General features: G+C 66.6%; 17 protein-coding genes. 8 read left to right on the top strand and 9 right to left on the bottom strand.

Annotated features, from left to right (window positions below; genetic code table 11):
* Window positions 1-125 precede the first annotated feature (125 nt).
* From BW730_RS01715 to BW730_RS01705, 3 genes are read left to right on the top strand one after another with little or no spacing between them, the layout of a single operon-like run.
* A complete protein-coding gene (locus BW730_RS01715; protein WP_158522453.1) occupies window positions 126-2,105 on the top strand; it encodes an AAA family ATPase in 1,980 nt (659 codons plus the stop codon).
* Window positions 2,102-3,226, top strand: coding sequence for a UvrD-helicase domain-containing protein (locus BW730_RS01710; RefSeq protein ID WP_077684790.1), 1,125 nt, complete (start codon window positions 2,102-2,104; stop codon window positions 3,224-3,226). The genes BW730_RS01715 and BW730_RS01710 overlap by 4 nt, the downstream gene beginning before the upstream one ends.
* Window positions 3,227-3,276: 50 nt before the next feature.
* The gene (locus BW730_RS01705; RefSeq protein ID WP_145952681.1) at window positions 3,277-3,702 is read left to right on the top strand and encodes an ATP-binding domain-containing protein; all 426 of its coding nucleotides are present in this window, start codon (window positions 3,277-3,279) and stop codon (window positions 3,700-3,702) included.
* A 235-nt stretch (window positions 3,703-3,937) separates the two neighbouring features.
* On the opposite strand, the gene BW730_RS01700 is transcribed toward BW730_RS01705, so the two are convergent.
* The 8 genes from BW730_RS01700 to BW730_RS01670 form a co-directional block, all read right to left on the bottom strand.
* A complete protein-coding gene (locus tag BW730_RS01700; protein WP_145952680.1) occupies window positions 3,938-5,278 on the bottom strand; it encodes an argonaute/piwi family protein in 1,341 nt (446 codons plus the stop codon).
* On the bottom strand, window positions 5,263-5,721 hold the full coding sequence (locus BW730_RS17955) for a hypothetical protein (RefSeq protein ID WP_145952679.1): 459 nt from the start codon (window positions 5,719-5,721) through the stop codon (window positions 5,263-5,265). Before BW730_RS17955 ends, BW730_RS01700 begins: the two co-directional genes overlap by 16 nt.
* A 103-nt stretch (window positions 5,722-5,824) precedes the next feature.
* Window positions 5,825-6,856, bottom strand: a complete 1,032-nt coding sequence (locus BW730_RS01695) for an SIR2 family protein (RefSeq protein ID WP_158522452.1) — start codon at window positions 6,854-6,856, stop codon at window positions 5,825-5,827.
* A gap of 413 nt (window positions 6,857-7,269) precedes the next feature.
* The gene (locus BW730_RS18735) at window positions 7,270-7,521 is read right to left on the bottom strand and encodes a helix-turn-helix domain-containing protein (RefSeq protein ID WP_226996974.1); all 252 of its coding nucleotides are present in this window, start codon (window positions 7,519-7,521) and stop codon (window positions 7,270-7,272) included.
* A gap of 480 nt (window positions 7,522-8,001) precedes the next feature.
* Window positions 8,002-8,232, bottom strand: a complete 231-nt coding sequence (locus BW730_RS01685; RefSeq protein ID WP_077684786.1) for an SDR family NAD(P)-dependent oxidoreductase — start codon at window positions 8,230-8,232, stop codon at window positions 8,002-8,004.
* Window positions 8,232-8,597 (bottom strand): cyclophilin-like fold protein, encoded by a 366-nt coding sequence (locus BW730_RS01680; RefSeq protein ID WP_077684785.1) that lies wholly within the window; start codon window positions 8,595-8,597, stop codon window positions 8,232-8,234. Before BW730_RS01680 ends, BW730_RS01685 begins: the two co-directional genes overlap by 1 nt.
* Before the next feature lie 81 nt (window positions 8,598-8,678).
* Window positions 8,679-9,230 carry a cyclophilin-like fold protein gene (locus tag BW730_RS01675; RefSeq protein WP_077684784.1) on the bottom strand — a complete coding sequence of 184 codons (552 nt, stop codon included), beginning with the start codon at window positions 9,228-9,230 and terminating at the stop codon, window positions 8,679-8,681.
* Complete coding sequence (locus BW730_RS01670) at window positions 9,227-9,895, bottom strand: SDR family NAD(P)-dependent oxidoreductase (RefSeq protein ID WP_077684783.1); 669 nt, start codon at window positions 9,893-9,895, stop codon at window positions 9,227-9,229. The genes BW730_RS01675 and BW730_RS01670 overlap by 4 nt, the downstream gene beginning before the upstream one ends.
* Window positions 9,896-10,030: 135 nt before the next feature.
* Here BW730_RS01670 and BW730_RS01665 point away from each other — a divergent pair, with 135 nt between their 5' ends.
* The 5 genes from BW730_RS01665 to BW730_RS01645 all read left to right on the top strand — a co-directional run bounded on the left by BW730_RS01665 (window position 10,031) and on the right by BW730_RS01645 (window position 13,524).
* Window positions 10,031-10,285 carry a hypothetical protein gene (locus BW730_RS01665; protein ID WP_145952678.1) on the top strand — a complete coding sequence of 85 codons (255 nt, stop codon included), beginning with the start codon at window positions 10,031-10,033 and terminating at the stop codon, window positions 10,283-10,285.
* Between the two features lie 48 nt (window positions 10,286-10,333).
* Window positions 10,334-11,125 (top strand): hypothetical protein, encoded by a 792-nt coding sequence (locus BW730_RS01660; RefSeq protein WP_226996973.1) that lies wholly within the window; start codon window positions 10,334-10,336, stop codon window positions 11,123-11,125.
* On the top strand, window positions 11,118-11,612 hold the full coding sequence (locus tag BW730_RS01655) for a DUF6644 family protein (protein WP_077684781.1): 495 nt from the start codon (window positions 11,118-11,120) through the stop codon (window positions 11,610-11,612). The genes BW730_RS01660 and BW730_RS01655 overlap by 8 nt, the downstream gene beginning before the upstream one ends.
* 81 nt (window positions 11,613-11,693) lie before the next feature.
* On the top strand, window positions 11,694-12,740 hold the full coding sequence (locus BW730_RS01650; RefSeq protein ID WP_077684780.1) for an NAD(P)-dependent alcohol dehydrogenase: 1,047 nt from the start codon (window positions 11,694-11,696) through the stop codon (window positions 12,738-12,740).
* 13 nt (window positions 12,741-12,753) lie between these two features.
* Entirely contained in the window at window positions 12,754-13,524 is a 771-nt protein-coding gene (locus BW730_RS01645; protein ID WP_077684779.1) for an SDR family NAD(P)-dependent oxidoreductase, read from the top strand.
* 132 nt (window positions 13,525-13,656) lie between these two features.
* Here BW730_RS01645 and BW730_RS17950 read toward each other — a convergent pair whose 3' ends face one another.
* Window positions 13,657-13,806, bottom strand: coding sequence for an MFS transporter (locus BW730_RS17950; RefSeq protein ID WP_145952677.1), 150 nt, complete (start codon window positions 13,804-13,806; stop codon window positions 13,657-13,659).
* Window positions 13,807-13,842: the final 36 nt, after the last annotated feature.

Here is a 13,842-nt window from a genome sequence, read left to right as displayed (position 1 = left end):
TTTCGCTAGGCTCGCATCAGTGGTGACGCGGCCGTTGGATGCCGCCCGTTCCGGGAGGGTGTTCTGTGTACTTGAGCCGTGTGCGAGTGCGGGGCTTGCGGGGCTCGGTCGACCACCCATTGGAGGTGTCGCTTCCCGGGCGGTTCGCGGTGATCGCAGGCGCGAATGGTGGTGGAAAGACCACGTTCAGCGACGCGGTGTACTTGGGCCACCCACAGCGGTTCCCACACTTGCCGCGCCACTCGGCTGCTGCCCTCGGACCGGGCGACCGGGACATCGAGGTGGCCTACAGGTTTGAGGCGGATGCAGCGAAGGAAGGTCCGCTTGGCCTCCAGCTACAGTTACAGAGCGGCCGTTCGGTGCCGGGTACAGTCGCGGCGGACTGGGCGCGAACCTTGCACCGGAGTATGGGGAGCATAACGACCAAAGTCCTGTCAGCGTCCGTGAGCGGGGTTGAGGACAAGATCCTGCTCGTGCACCTGCCAGCGTGGCGCAACCCGCTCGATGAGCTTTCGCGGCGCAAGACCCGAGTCTTGGTGGAACTCCTGCGTGCGCAGCAGCAGAACCGCGGCCGCGGCCGCGATTTGTCGGACCTGCGAGCGCACGCGTCCCGACTGCTCGAACAGCTCGCGACGCACGAGGTTCTCGACGGGCTGGAAGCTCGGGTGGGCGACAAGCTCCGGGCTCTCTCGGCCGGCGTGTCGCGCAACTGGGCCTACATTCGCGGTCAGGTAGTCGATGACCGCTACCTGGCTAGAGTGCTGGAGCTAATGCTCGCCACCATCGAGGGTCGCGTCGGCGCGCTGCCCTTGGAGATCGTTGCCCTTGGCTATGTGAACCTGCTTCACATAGCGGTCACGCTTGCCGCCATCCCCGACGCCACCGAGATAGCAGCAGCTGCCGCAGAGGCACCCCGGGGTCACCCCGTCGGCCCAGCGCCGGACGAGGCCCCGCTGGCAGTTACGCCGTCCGAGCCAACTGAGGAGGATCTTGCCGAAGCTGACCGTGTTCTGGCCCAGGCGAGGGCCGAGAGCGAGAGTGTCGAGGACTCGTTCTTCCCGGACAGTGCGTTCCACGTGACCCTTCTCATTGAGGAGCCCGAGGCCCATCTGCACCCGCAGCTGCAGCACTCGCTGGTGCGGTACCTGCGGCGTCAGGTGGAACTCCGTCCTGAACTCCAAGTCATCCTGTCCAGCCACGCAACCGACATCATCACCTCCTGCGACCCGACCGAGCTGATCATTATCCGCCACGACAAGCTGGGCCGCCCTATCGCGCGGGCTGTCGCCGATATTCCACTCACGGCACGAGACGAGGTTCTACGGAAGGCGAGGTTGCACCTGGACGCCAGCCGATCGGCTGCGTTGTTTGCCAATCGCGTTCTGCTCGTTGAGGGAGTCACTGAAGCAGCCGTACTTCGTGAGCTTGGATGGGCGTGGGCCGGCGACGACGAGGACAAGCAAGCGTTTGTCGACGCGCTCAGCATTGTTCCGATGGGCACCAAGGTTGGACCTTGGGCCGTAAGGCTTCTCGCCACCCGAGACCATGAGCTCTGCAGTCGTTTAGCGGTCCTCCGAGACAGCGACACGGATTTCGATGACGCGCCCGAACAGCCGAGCTGGGCTCTGGACCACGACCCTGACGTGCTGCTCGTCGAACACAGCCATCCCACGTTGGAGCCGCAACTCACCAAACTCAACGAAGACCAGATCAAGCAGGCCCTTCAGGACATCGGCCTAGACGTGCCCGACGAAGTGACCCCTGAGGCGGTGCGCGACATCTTCCGCGGCAAGCACAAGCAAGACGGCGAGTCGGTCAAGGCCGGGCCAGGCGCATCGAAAAAGGGCGAGTTCGCCGAAGCGCTCGCCGGGCGGCTTCGCGACGCCCGATACGCAGGAAGCATCGACGTTCACGTGCCGGCTCCCTACGTGAACATCTTCGAGTTCCTGTACGCCGACCCCTCGTCGCCGCCCTTCTCGGGCTCGACATCGGAGGATGCGGGACCGGGGGACGGCCCGGTAACCGACGGGGCAGACCAGGGCGTCACGACCGGGCCCGCTGACGTCGACATCGACGAACTCATGAAAGACTTCGGACTGTCGTGACCGGGGCTCTCGCTCACGCGGGCGCGATCAACACGCTGACTGCGCAGCAACGGCACGCTGCGGCCACCGGTGAGAAGAATATCTTCATCGAAGCTGGCCCCGGTACAGGGAAGACGACTGTCTCCGCTCAGCGATTCGGTGTGCACAGGTTCGCAGCCCGATACCGGCACGACGCACGTGCCGTCGTCGCCGTTAGCTTCACGCGTGCGGCCACGTTCAACCTGCGCCGCCGCGTGCAGCGCCTCTGGGGTACGGAAGCTCTCGCCTGGCCCCACCGAGTCGTCACCCTCGACACGATCATGTCCGACCTCTTTCACGACCTCCTTCGTGAGGAGCTAGTCGAGTGGCCTGACGCGAAGAAGTTGTGGCCCGGCGGCGATGTGAAACTTGACGTCCGCGACAGCTGGGCATCTTGCGGCGGTACGTCCTCCACTCGTTCCATCTACGAACTAGGGCTGAATGGCAAGGCTGTGACGTTCAGGTCGGCATTCGCGGAGGACTACGCGAACCGTGTCCCGGCGGTCAGCATCTTGCCGCACATGCGCCAGGGCATCTGCACCCACGACGATGTCCGGACGATCCTTGAACACGCCCTTCACCGCCCCAATTGCGCCGCACGCATTCAGGCGCGCCTCGGACAGCAGATCCGCGCACTCGTGGTCGACGAGGTCTTCGACGCGAACGAGCTCGACATCGCCATCCTCGAATCGGCCATCGCCGCTGGCGTCGCAGTTACCCTTGTCGGCGACCCCTGGCAAGCGCTCTACCTCTTCCGAGGCGCCAAGCCTCAGGTCGTGCGCGACTTCCTGGATCGGAACGGCATCCCGACGCTGCGCCTCACGCAATCGTTCCGCTGGCAATCGGAAGAACAGGCCGAGCTCGCCACCAACCTTCGCAACGGCGCCAGAGTCACACTGCCCATCGATTCCGACGACATCGACGTCGCTATCGCGCTGTACTGGAAGGACCTCTGGGCGGTGGGCGGCGGCGTCCTCCCCTCGCCTACCACTCGTTCAAAGGCGGGTACGAAGAAGCCGCTGCGACCCTGCTGCTCAACCACGCCACCCGGAACATCCTGGACCTCGACGCCACCTACCTCGGCGATGCTCTTGCCGCACTGAACATCCAAGACCGAGACATACCGAGGCAACTTGAACCCCAGTTGCAGGGCGTGATCGAGACGCTCCAGCCCGGCACACCCGCGGCCATCAAGGCCGCATACAACCAACTTGTCACTGTTGTTGGCGCCGTCTCCGCGCGCTACCTGCGGCCGCCCCACGCAGCCCACACCAAACGGCTCACCATGCTCCAGTCACGTCTGACCCACTCCGGCCGCCCAGTTCCTGGTCTCACCACACACCAGGCCAAAGGGGGCGAGTGGGACATCGTTGGCGTCGTCTTGAGCGACACCGAACGCAGCTCCCTCGGCGTCGGCCTCTCAGTCACCCAGGACACGCACCGCAAGATCTACGTTGCCACTACCAGAGCCCGCTACCGCACAATCGAGGTCATGTCGGCGCCACCACCGCCAAGCAAACGAGCGGCAGGCAAGACCGCCAAGTCGACGACTGCCAAGCACATCGCTGGCCTGACATAGTTGTCGCGATGGCCGGAGCGCGAGTGGGTCATTGCCGGCTCTGGCAATTGCTAGACGGCCTATAACGCGGTGTCGCTGCGGCCGGTTCCGGCGGCCATGGTGTGTGGCGGAAGGCTTGAGACTTGGATGCCAGTTGGCCGAGCCGGTCACATGAATAGTCGGAACTGATAGCTGTCGTCCGGGAGCGCTGGCACCCTGCTAATGATTCGTGCCAGCCGCTGGCTGTAGGAGATAGTCACGGGGTCACACCGTAAAGGGCGTCGTTGTTCCAGTCGAGCTTCGACAGGGCAAGGATTTCGCTGGCAGGAATCTCCAGGGGGCCAGCACCCGCGTCACGCTTGAACGCAATCGGGGTCGGTAGAGCCTTGGCTGCCTGATTATAGTTCTCACCCGTCAGCGCGACACCCTTCGCCGTACCGGCGATCCACAGGAGTGCCTCCCGCCCAGAGAGATACTGAAGAGACCCGCGGCCCACAGGCCATTCGTTGGCGACCGCCGAGTTGCCCTTGCCGCCGCGGAGGGCAACCCCGGTCCAGGGTGTGTCTAGACGTACCTGGAGGCACTCGATGTCAGGAACGGCCGGGCTCCACGCGTCGAAGACCCCTGCGACTTCTTCCTCACGCCAGGTTGTCGTCTTGTGGATCACAAGCCGCTGGGGCAGAGACCCGGCCCTGCGCCGCTGGTAGAGGCGAGCGCTGCGCGCCATGACGGTGCGCATCTCGTCGCGGGTCAGATGCGGGTTCTCCAGGTCACGGTCGGCGCCGACGTTGTAGGCGATAAATTCGAAGCCGCCGCCTTCGGCGTCGAAGACCTGCGAGCAGCAGGTGACGAACTCGTTGGCGGTCCCGCCGCGAATCGCGTAGGCCAGCCCGAGGTAGGCAGTGTCGGACTCAGTGGGACGCATCATCCGGAACGGCACGCCGCCAGCCTTCGTCAGCAGCGCAATCGACAGCCGCCAGTACATGGAGCACTTGTACCTGAACTGCAGCGCGGAGGTCTCGCGGATCATCTGGATAGGACAGCCCAGCAGCGCGGCCGTCGCCTTCAACCGGTCGTGCAGGTCCAGCGCACCGTCGGCGCTGAGCCTCAGAGGCTCCCAGGCTGCAGGGAGTAGGAAGACGATGACGTCCCAGGAGTCGCGAACGGTGTGGAGGTGCCGCACCGCACGGGCAAGCGCCTCGCTGAGTCGGTCGTGCGCGTCAGCACCGGTGCCGATCTCGGCGCTCCGGATGTCGACGTGGGCGTCGGACTGAGGAAGAAGCTCGGCCTTGAACAGCGCCTCGAACCCCGGATATCGCGGCACGTATGCCAGACGGTCGCTGGGTTCGTGTGCCTGGGTGGCACCGCGGAGGAAGTCGTAGAGCTTCGGCTTGTCACCGTTGAGGGTGATCGTGGCGAGTCGCACGCTAGCGGTCGGCGGTCCGGCGTAGGGGCCGTGGTCGAGCAGTCCGACGAGCGGGTGACCCGCGGTTGCCGGGGTCGGGCTGCTGTCAAACTTCAGCATCGGTTCCTGAAGAATCGTGTGCGGTGCCCAGGGCTGGCGAGAGTCAAAGTCGAGGGTCATGCTGACCTCCAACTATGTGCGGAGAACGCACCGAGAGTGAAACCACCGAAAGTGTCAGGGTCGCAGGTACGGGGAAGGCGCAATGAGACGTCCTTGCGCTGTGGCGCGATCGAAGTAGCCCAGACATCGATGATGCTTGCCCACTTCTCGTTCTGCTTGCGTTGCACCCAGCGTTCCCGACGCCAATCCGCTGCTGGGTCCACAACCGGACTATCGTCGTCCTCGTCGCGTTCGAGGCGCTCGACCCAGGTAAACGGGGTAAAAATCATCCACGGAGCACCCCAGCGCCACTCGACGTGGAGGCGTGCTGCCTCGGCCCAGGCACGTTGCTCTGCTAGCCGGTTCTGTCCACGACCTTTACCTAGATGGCCGGTCACTTGGCCGTCGTAGGCCTTCTTGAAGCGGCGAAGAGTAAGCTGACGCGACTCGCTGAGGTCATCCCACTCGTGCAACAACACCAGAGCGTCGCGGCGAGTTGTTCTGGCTCGTGCCGGTAGCCAGGATGCGACCGACCGGGCCAGGCCTTGGACGAGTAGAGCGTGCAGGCCCGGCTCCAGGTCACCGCTGAGCAGGTCGATGTCGACGTTCTCGGGGTGGTGCCGACGATGCGCGCCAACTGCTCGGGTCACCCCAGCCCCATACGCTTCCGCCGGCTTGGACGGCGACTCCGCGCCATCCGGCTTCCTTGGATCGTCGGCGGAACTCCTCGTTGTCGATGCCGGACAGTGAAGCGTGCAGGACCGAGGTCGGCGCGGCCAAGACAGGGAGCGCGTTGTAGCGAATAATCGGGTAGCTGCGCTTGCTCGCCACGGGCGGAGAGGCGTCGGCGACCCGTGACGCCGACTGAAGACCGTTGATATACGTGCGGGCATCGTCGGTGAGTTCGGCTTGCAGGACGAGGCTGGCCATCAGCTCGTCGAAGGTCTCCAACGCCACCAGGTAGGAGGCGACCCCGCGTTCGGCTGCTATCTCCAAAAGGCGACGCACCCGTTCGGGCAGCCGACCTGGTTCCCTGGTGAACCACCACAGACCAGCAGGCCATGCGCTATCAAGAAGTGTGGAGCTCTCCAGCATCTCCATGACGCTCTCGTCACGACCGCTATAGCCCACGACAGCCAGCCCCACACTCCTGCTGACGTCCTGCACGGACTGGCGCAGCACCTGGTCTTGCACGACCAACTCTTCGGTCAGGTTCTTCAGCGACGACTCACGGAAGTCGCCATGGAGCTTGACCAGCAGCGGGTGACTCTCGGCGGACAGGATGCGGCGCGCACGGTCGACACTGTTCAAGGCGGCAACGTAGAGGCGCCGTGGATCGCTGACATCGTTGACGGCCGTATAGGACTCGGCTGCCGCTTGCTCGATCAGGTCATCGAAGTTGGTCGTGGTGACGATGTCGATGAAGCCAGCGGTCATCAGCGCTCCGAAGACCCTCTGACCGAAACTAGGCCGGCAGCCCTTCAAGATGCCTTGCAGGTACGAGCGACGAGCCGACTCGTCTGGCAGAGCCAGCTTGAACGCGCACGAGTAATCATCCGCGGAACCGAACGGAACCATGCCGTTGCGGCCGTCGAAGTAGGCTGTCAACACCGAACGGACGTTCGGGTCATTAGCGTTTAGGTTCTGACGGATGAGCCCGTGCCGCTCCGCGTACACCCGCAGTAGGAGGTCGTCGCGGACCTGGTTCGCGGTCCGCAAACCGGCCGACGCGCTCGCACCCGCGCCAAGGAGCCATGCGAACCGCCGAGGCTGAACAGCCCAGGCCCGCACGAAGTCTCCCTGATCTAGAGTATCCACGCTCAATGCTCGCACGGGGTCATGACCGATCCATGCCTGACACGCACTGCCCGGACTTCGACGCGCCAGCAGCGCACTCAGCATGTCAACTTCGAAATCGTTGACTCCGTCCTTGAGTTCGAACTACCGGCCCCACTGTCGCCTCAAAAGGGTCCGCTGACTTCGCTTGTCCCTGGTCACCGCCAGCAGGCGTCCGTCCCGACCCCCTAGATCAAGAGGCCTACCTCGACCAGCGCCGCCCGCACAGCCTTGCGATCCACTCCCATCCTGCGGCCGATCGCTCGCATCGAGATGCCCGCCCGTGCTAAGCGGACGGCCTCGGCCTTCTCGTTGAGGCTCAGGCCGGGCCGCCGACCCGGCACGTTGCGGCGACGGAGATGCGCGAACACTGTTGCGCGGTGGATGCCGTACCGGTCAGCCAACTCTTGGACCCCTGCTCCGGCCAGGTAGTCACCCACCAGAGCATCGATCTCCGATGCCGTGAGGAAAGTTTGAGCCGTCTCGACAGTCCTTGCCACTGGCCCCGATCATCCCTCGGAGCAGCGTCCTGAGGTCGACGGGAGACCTCGTAGACTCCTCGCTTCATGCGGTTGACAAGGGTTTTTGTCTTGGGGGTAATGTTGCCGAACGTGCTATCCAGGCACCCGAATGAGCGATGGTGCAACCCGGTCCTTGTGAACCACAAACCGGGTTACAACATCGCTCTTTGTCTTGGTGGTGGTGTGCTGATCGGCCCAGTCGAGGGCCTCCTGCTTCGTCGCATCCTCGATGAGCGCCGCAACGGTGCCGCGGTATCGACCTCAAGTTCCCCTCCCTCGTTGAGGTAGATACGAAATCCAGCGCCGATGACGCCCCAACCCCATCAGCGCTGAGCACGTAGGGCGCGACGACGTTCACGGCGATGAGGGCCGGGCCTTCGATGACGCCGGCGTTGTGGATCACCACGTCGAACGGCGCGAGATCGTTGACCTCGCCAGCAATCCGGCGCACGGCCTCGAGGTCGGCGAGGTAGCCGAAGACCCGTCCCGCACCTGGTCGATGAGCCGATGATCTTCGACCCGCGAGGTTGCGCGGGCGTGCAGGACGACCTCGTGGCCCTGCTCGACGAGGCTCTGCGCGGTGAGCAGGCCGAGGCCGGACCCGGCTCCGGTTACCAGAACCCGTGCCATCAGCCGGCGAGCTCGATCGTGACAGGGCGAACGCTGTCCCAGCCCTGCAAGCCGGAGAGGTCGCCGTCCATCGCGCCGATGCGCACGATCCCGGTGAAGCGGCCCACGTTCGCGTAGTAGAGCACGACGGACCGGCCCGGCGCGTACCAGCCGATGGTGCCGGCCGGAGCACTCTCGCCGGCGGGCATGCCCTGCATCGTCAGCGGCCCGGGCGGCTCAGCGAGGACTTCCTGGCGGCCGTAGTCGGAGAAGTCCAGGGTGAGCGGGAGCTGGTCGATGAGGTCCCGGGCGGCCGGGTTGTCCCACAGACGTGCCTGAAGGGTCTCGCCGCCGCCGATCCGGATGCGGATGTCGGTCACGATCATGGGGCCCGCTGTCTGTCCAGCAGCGCCGTCCTGCGGTGGTCTCCTCGCTTATGCATCATCCGTGCCCCGTTTGCCCATGCCTCAGTCGGCAAGCTCGATGGTCACGGAGAAGGGGCCGGAACGGTTCTGAAGGATGGAGAAGTCGCCGTGGATCTGCCCGAGTCGAGCGCTGCCGGTCCAGTAGCCGATGTCGGTGAAGTGGAAGGTGACCACGCCGTCGGGCGCGTAGTAGCCGATGTCGCCTGCGACGGGGGCGTCGCCCTCGGGCATGCCCTCCATCGTGATCGGCTGCGGCGGGGTTGCGGTGACCTCCTGGCCGCCGTACGGGGAGAACTCCAGCGTCACGGGTAGCTGGTCGACGAGCGACTGCGCGGCCGGATTGTCCCCGAAGGTGGCCTCGATCCTCTGCCCGTCCACAACGATGCTGATCGCCGTGCCCGCGACCGGCTCCTCCGGCTCCGGGGCCTCAGTCGGCTCACGCGTCGGCGTTGCCGTTGGAGACGGCGCGGCGCTCGTGGGCGGCGGGCTCGACGGGTACGCGGCCTGCTCCTCGGAGGAACACGCTGCCATGCCTGCGCAGACCGCGAGGGCGGCCAGAGCGGCGGGGATCCTGACGGTGCGGCCCCGCCTCATGCCACCTCCCCTCCGACGGTGACGCGGAACGTGCCCTCGGTCTCAGCGTGCAGCTGCCAGATGCGCTCGGCCAGAGCGGCGAGGTCGTAGAGGGGGTCGCCGCCGCCGATCGCGCCGGGGATGATCAGCTGCCGCACGTTCACGCCCTTCTCCGCGACGGCGTCGTGGAGCATCTCCCCGTAGGCGGACTCGCCGGCGAACGCGGTGGAGGTGCCCGCCACGTTGCTGTTGGGGGTGGCGGCGCTGGAGCCGTTGATCAGCAGGATGGTGCCGACACCGCGCTCGATCATGCCCGGCAGCACCTGGCGGATCGAGGTCGCGGATCCCAGGATGGACAGCTCGGCGGCGGCATGCAGGTCCTCGACGGTGGTGTCCAGGACTGGCTTGAGGAACTCCTTGCTCGGCACCGGGCTGAACTGCAGCACCTCGATCGGGCCGAGGTCCTCAGCGGCGTTCTCGAGGGCGGTGGCCAGGGCGTCCCGGTCGCGGACGTCGGCGATGTAGCCCTTCGCAGTGAGGCCGGAACTCGCGAGCCGCTGCTCGAGCGCCTCCAGCTTCTGGACGTTGCGGGCGATCAGCGCAACCGCGAAGCCGGCGCTTCCGAACCTGTGGGCGACGGCGGCCCCGAGCCCCGGACCGGCTCCGACGATGGCGATGACAGACATGCAGTCCACGCTAAATCAGCGCAGTCCCGCGTGGGAGTCCCTCCCAATACCCCCTTCATCCGGGTCTCCCTCGATGCAGGCGAATGCATTTCACTGGACTGCAGAAGCATGACCCGTGCCCAAACGGAGGACATCGTGATACAGAGACACCGCCTGCGGAATACCCGGACGCTGATCGCCTCCGTGGCCCTCGGGCTCGGCTTGAGCGCGTGCTCGGCGTCCCCCGAGGAGATGGAGCCCGAGGCCACCGAGCCCGGCAGCGACATCACCGGCGAGTACCTCTTCCACCAGGAGATCGACCGCCGCGTGAACGACCTCGTCCACGACACCGACGCGCAGAACCAACTGCTCGCCGCCTACGCCGAGGACACCGGCGTCACCCTCAGCTGACCCCGCCGCACCCACTACCGCCCCGCACACCAGAGAGGACGGCCCGCCATGGCCCCCACGACGACCACCCCCTCACAGCCCCGCAGGGGCGCCCACCGCCTCGGCCTCGCAGCCATCGGCCTCATCACCGCCGCGGCCCTCATCGCGGTCCCGACCGCGGCGCAGGCCCACCACGGCTGGGACGGCTTCGAGACGAGCAACCTCATCTACATCTCCGGCACCGTCTCCTCCGACGGCGACTGGGGAGACCCGCACTCGCACTTCGACATCGCCGTCGACAGCGAGATCCCCGCCAGCACCCCGGAGGAGCTGCAGATCCCCGAGGAGCTCTCCGGCCCGGAGGACAGCGTCCGGGTGCAGGCCGCGCTCGCCTATGACGGCCCGCACGACGAGCTGGAGATCATCATCGCTCCGCCGTGGTGGTCGAGCAACAACGGCCTGGACCGCTCGCTCGAGGTCGGCGAGCGCTTCCAGGGCGTCGGCTACATCAACAGCACCGACGGCGGCCTCTTCCGCCCGGTCGCGTTCTGGTACGGCGACGGCTCCTCGCCTGTCAACCAGGTGATCGGCAACACCCTCCCCGTCCGCGCACCCCTGCCCGGCGAGGAGAGCACCGGCGGGGAGACCGAGGTGCCCTCCACGATCGAGGACCCCACGGAAATGGAGAACCCGGAGCAGGAGGCAGTTGCCGACGAGTCGCAGAGCGCCTCGGACAGCGGCTCGAGCGCGTGGGTCGTCTGGGCAGTGTTCGGTGCCGTCGCCGTGGTGATCGTCGCCGGCGGGGTGTTCTACGTGCGCCGCCGCACCCGCCAGACCGACGGGCAGGACCCGGATGCCTGAGTGGCTCGAACAGATCCTACGTGAGCTGCAGGGATCCCCGCTCGGTGACGCCGTGCGCACGACCCCGTTCATGTACGCGACGCTCGAGAGCCTGCACATCCTCGGGATCGCCCTGCTCGTCGGCCCCGCCTTCGCCTTCGACCTCCGCCTGCTAGGCGTCGGACGCCGCCTGGTGCCCGTCACGAAGGCCGCGCGCTACCTGCTGCCGGTGTCGCACCTGGGCCTGGCGATCACCGTCCTCACCGGTATCTCGCTGTTCAGCGCGCAAGCCGTCGGCGTCGCAGGCTCCGGAGCCGCCCCATGGAAGCTCGGGTTGCTGCTCGTCGCCGGGCTGAACGTCCTGATCTTCCACCGCGGCGTCTACCCCCGGGTGGACGAATGGGCCGAAGCCGCCCGCACGCCCATTCCGGCCCGGGTGTCGGCGGTGGTCTCGATGACGACCTGGACGGGCGTGATCTTCGCGGGAAGGTTCCTCGCCTATGTCTGACCGCTCGCCCGGTGCATGAACCCGAGAGTCCCGCCGCGTGCGGCGGAGAATGAACGAATCGACAATGAGGAGTAATCGACGATGACGATGACAGTGAAGGCCTATGGGGCCACCAGCCAGGACGCACCCCTGGAGCCGATGACCATCGAGCGCCGCGACGTGGGCGAGCACGACGTGCTCATCGACATCGACTACGCCGGGATCTGCCACTCCGACATCCACACCATCCGCGGCGACTGGGGGCCGATCACCTACCCGCAGGTCGTCGGCCACGAGATCGTCGGCCGCGTCGCCGAGATCGGCAGCGCCGTCACCAAGCACCGTGTCGGCGACATCGTGGGGGTCGGCTGCCAGTCGAACTCGTGCCGCACCTGCGCGCAGTGCGTCCAGGGGCACGACCAGTACTGTCTGAACGGGAACACGCAGACCTACAACAGCGTCGATCCCGCCGACGGCACGATCACGCAGGGCGGCTACTCGCAGGCCGTCGTCACCAACGAGGACTACGTGCTCGCCATCCCCGCAGGCCTCGACCCGGCCAAGACCGCGCCGCTGCTGTGCGCGGGGATCACGGCCTACTCACCCCTGCGCCACTGGAATGCCGGCCCGGGCAAGCGCGTCGGGGTGATCGGCATGGGCGGGCTCGGGCACATGGGCGTGAAGATTGCCCTCGCTCTCGGCGCGGAGGTCACCGTCCTCTCCCGCGGCGCGAAGAAGCAGAGTGACGCGCTCGCCTTCGGCGCGACCCGCTACGTCAACACGACGGACCAGGCAGCCCTCGCCGAGCTGGCCGACAGCTTCGACCTCATCGTCAACACCGTCTCCGCCGGTCTGGACATCGCGACCTACCTCGGCCTGCTCGACGTCGACGGGACGCTCGTGAACGTCGGCGCGCCCTCGGAACCGTTCAGCGTGCCCGCGTTCTCCCTCGTGCCCCGTCGCCGGTCGCTAGCCGGCTCCACCACCGGCGGCATCGCCGAGATCCAGGAGATGCTCGGCTTCTGCGCCGAACACGGCATCCACCCCGAGACGGAGCTGGTCAGCGCCGAGGAGATCAACGACGCCTGGGAGCGCGTACTCTCCGCCGACGTGCGCTACCGCTTCGTCATCGACACCCACACCCTGTAAGGAGAGAAGGATCATGGCTGAACTCACCTATGACTTCACCGGGAAGACCGCGTTCGTCACCGGCGGCAGCGCCGGGACGGGCGAGGCGACCGTCCGGGCGTTCGCGGAGGCCGGGGCGGCCGTCGCGATCGTCGACCGCAACGAGGACGCCGCCCAGGCGCTCGCCGACGAGCTCACTGGGAAGGGCCAGAAGGCCCTCCCGATCGCGTGCGACGTCACCGACGAGGACCAGGTCGCCGCTGCTGTCCGCGAGACGGTGGAGGCGTTCGGGAGCCTGGACATGGCGTTCAACAACGCCGGGATCATGCTGCCCCCTGTCGACTCAGCCGACGAGACCGAAGCGGCGTTCGACCAGCTCGTCGCGGTCAACCTCAAGGGCGTCTGGGCGTCGATGAAGCACGAGCTCAAGCAGATGCGCGAGCAGGGCTCCGGGGCGATCGTGAACTGCTCATCTTTGGGCGGCCTCGTCGGCGGCGACGGCCGCACGACGTATCACGCGACTAAGCACGGCGTGATCGGGGCGACCAAGTCCGTCGCCCTGCAGTACGGCAGGCACGGGGTGCGCTGCAACGCCGTGTGCCCCGGCACGATCGAGACGCCGATGGTCGCCGCTATGGCCGCCCGCGGCGAGCTGGACCGCGAGACGTCCGCCGCCGGCGTGCCGCTGGGCCGGCTGGGCAGGCCGGAGGAGATCGCCGCGGCCGTGCTGTGGCTGTGCTCCGACGCGGCCAGCTACGTCACCGGAGCCGCCCTGCCCGTCGACGCTGGCCACACCGCACAGTAGGCGACTGAAACAGGAGCCCAGGGCCGTCCCCGCATCTGCGGGGACGGCCCCATGGCGTTGTCAGGATTGCTGCGTCAGTGTTTGCGGCCATGATCGGCTCGTCCTGGCGCTGAGTGGCGGGGCGCTTCACCATCAGTGCAAGGAGGATGCCTGCGGCGGCGAGCACATGAGGAAGACGGCGTGCCAGCCGAAGGCCTGCACGAGGAAGCCGGCGATCACCGGCCCCATCGCTGCGGCGAGCCCGGTGGTGCCGCTCCAGATCGCCTCCACGGCTATCCGCACCTCGAGCTCGTCGCCTTGTCTACCGGAGAGCCCGCT

Source organism: Tessaracoccus aquimaris, assembly GCF_001997345.1.
GTDB lineage: Bacteria > Actinomycetota > Actinomycetes > Propionibacteriales > Propionibacteriaceae > Arachnia > Arachnia aquimaris.
The sequence above is the reverse complement of the archived record's forward strand: the minus strand, read 5'-3'. Positions and strand labels throughout refer to the sequence as shown.

What these genes read in the sequence shown, in the direction of transcription:
- BW730_RS01645 (WP_077684779.1), top strand. Translation starts at nt 12,754, where the DNA reads ATGGCTGAACTCACCTATGACTTCACCGGGAAGACCGCGTTCGTCACC.
- BW730_RS01675 (WP_077684784.1), bottom strand. Translation starts at nt 9,230, where the DNA reads ATGAGGCGGGGCCGCACCGTCAGGATCCCCGCCGCTCTGGCCGCCCTC.
- BW730_RS01650 (WP_077684780.1), top strand. Translation starts at nt 11,694, where the DNA reads ATGACGATGACAGTGAAGGCCTATGGGGCCACCAGCCAGGACGCACCC.
- BW730_RS01660 (WP_226996973.1), top strand. Translation starts at nt 10,334, where the DNA reads ATGGCCCCCACGACGACCACCCCCTCACAGCCCCGCAGGGGCGCCCAC.
- BW730_RS01685 (WP_077684786.1), bottom strand. Translation starts at nt 8,232, where the DNA reads ATGGCACGGGTTCTGGTAACCGGAGCCGGGTCCGGCCTCGGCCTGCTC.
- BW730_RS01670 (WP_077684783.1), bottom strand. Translation starts at nt 9,895, where the DNA reads ATGTCTGTCATCGCCATCGTCGGAGCCGGTCCGGGGCTCGGGGCCGCC.
- BW730_RS01655 (WP_077684781.1), top strand. Translation starts at nt 11,118, where the DNA reads ATGCCTGAGTGGCTCGAACAGATCCTACGTGAGCTGCAGGGATCCCCG.
- BW730_RS01680 (WP_077684785.1), bottom strand. Translation starts at nt 8,597, where the DNA reads ATGATCGTGACCGACATCCGCATCCGGATCGGCGGCGGCGAGACCCTT.